The organism is Peribacillus alkalitolerans (assembly GCF_010882125.1).
Taxonomy (GTDB): Bacteria; Bacillota; Bacilli; order Bacillales; family DSM-1321; genus Bacillus_BN; species Bacillus_BN alkalitolerans.
On the sequence record NZ_JAAGVZ010000052.1, the window covers coordinates 1 to 1,554 of the forward strand.

General features: G+C 38.7%; 1 protein-coding gene. It reads left to right on the forward strand.

The window, feature by feature from the left end:
- Positions 1-91 precede the first annotated feature (91 nt).
- Positions 92-1,453, forward strand: coding sequence for an IS1182 family transposase (locus G3O09_RS21840; protein ID WP_163103547.1), 1,362 nt, complete (start codon positions 92-94; stop codon positions 1,451-1,453).
- The last annotated feature ends 101 nt before the right edge of the window (positions 1,454-1,554 follow it).

The window sequence follows — 1,554 nt, forward strand, 5'->3', positions numbered from 1 at the left end:
TCAGACTGTAGACAAATCCCCCAAAAAGGGGATTTGCCTACGGTCTTTTTTTTATATAATGAAAGTAATACTATTCTTTTAGGTGATGAACATGTTAACTAAAAATACTCAGATGAATCGTGATCAAATTGAAATGATTGCTTTAGAACAGGTGGTACCCGAGAATCACTTAGTTCGAAAAGTAGAAGCTGCTATCGACTTTTCCTTTATATATCCACTTGTAGAAGGTATGTACTCGACAGATCGTGGTCGTCCAAGTATCGATCCTGTCATTCTAATTAAAATGACATTCATTCAATATATGTTTGGTATTCGTTCCATGCGTCAAACCATCGAAGAAATCAAAACAAATATAGCTTACCGATGGTTTCTTGGATTCGGATTCCATGATAAAGTGCCGCATTTCTCTACCTTCGGTAAAAACTATGAACGTCGATTCAAGGATACTGATCTATTTGAACAAATTTTCTATCGAATATTAAGAGAAGCATCAGATAAGAAGTTAGTCAGTGGTGAACATGTATTTATTGATTCTACACATGTTAAAGCAAGTGCGAATAAGCGTAAATTTGAAAAGAAGGTGGTTCGTAAAGAAACGCGAGCCTATCAGTCTCGACTTCAGGATGAAATCAATGGTGACCGTGAAGAACATGGAAAAAAACCGTTCCCACCAGATAAATTCGAGAAGGAAGAATCTAAGGAAATTAAAGAAAGTACCACTGATCCAGAGAGTGGTTACTATGTAAAGGATGAACGAACTAAACAGTTTGCTTATTCTTTTCATGCGGCAGCCGATCAGAATGGTTTTATTTTAGGAACGATTGTCACGCCAGGTAATGTTCATGATAGTACGATGTTGGAACCTCTGCTTGAAAAAGTCATGGAACACTCTGGGAAACCTAAAGCTGTCGCTGCTGACGCTGGATATAAAACACCTGCCATTGCTCAATACTTACTCGAAAATGAAATTCAACCTGCTTTGCCTTATACTCGTCCTCGAACCAAGGAAGGCTATTTGCGAAAACACGACTTTGTCTATGATGAGCATTTTGATTGCTATATTTGTCCTGAAGGACAAATTTTACAATATCGAACAACTACGAAAGAAGGGTACCGTCAGTATTTCTCAAACCCAACTCAGTGTAAAGTTTGCCCACTCTTATCTCAATGTACACAAAGTCAAAATCACCAGAAACTGATTCAACGGCACGTTTGGGAAGAATACCTTGAAGAAGCTGAGCACCTTCGTCACACAGAAGAGAATAAAAGAATCTATGCACGACGCAAAGAAACGGTAGAACGTGTATTTGCAGATGCAAAAGAAAAGCATGGTATGCGATGGACAACCCTTAGGGGCCTAAAAAAATTGTCCATGCAGGCGATGCTTACCTTTGCGTCCATGAATTTAAAGAAGATGGCCAATTGGACTTGGTTGAGTCCAAAATTGGCATAGAAATAGACCTAGGATAGGTCTGCTTTTAGGAAATACGTGCATAAAAATGACAAAAGGCACCCGAATTGGCTAATTCGGAATGCCTTTTGTCGACAATCTGA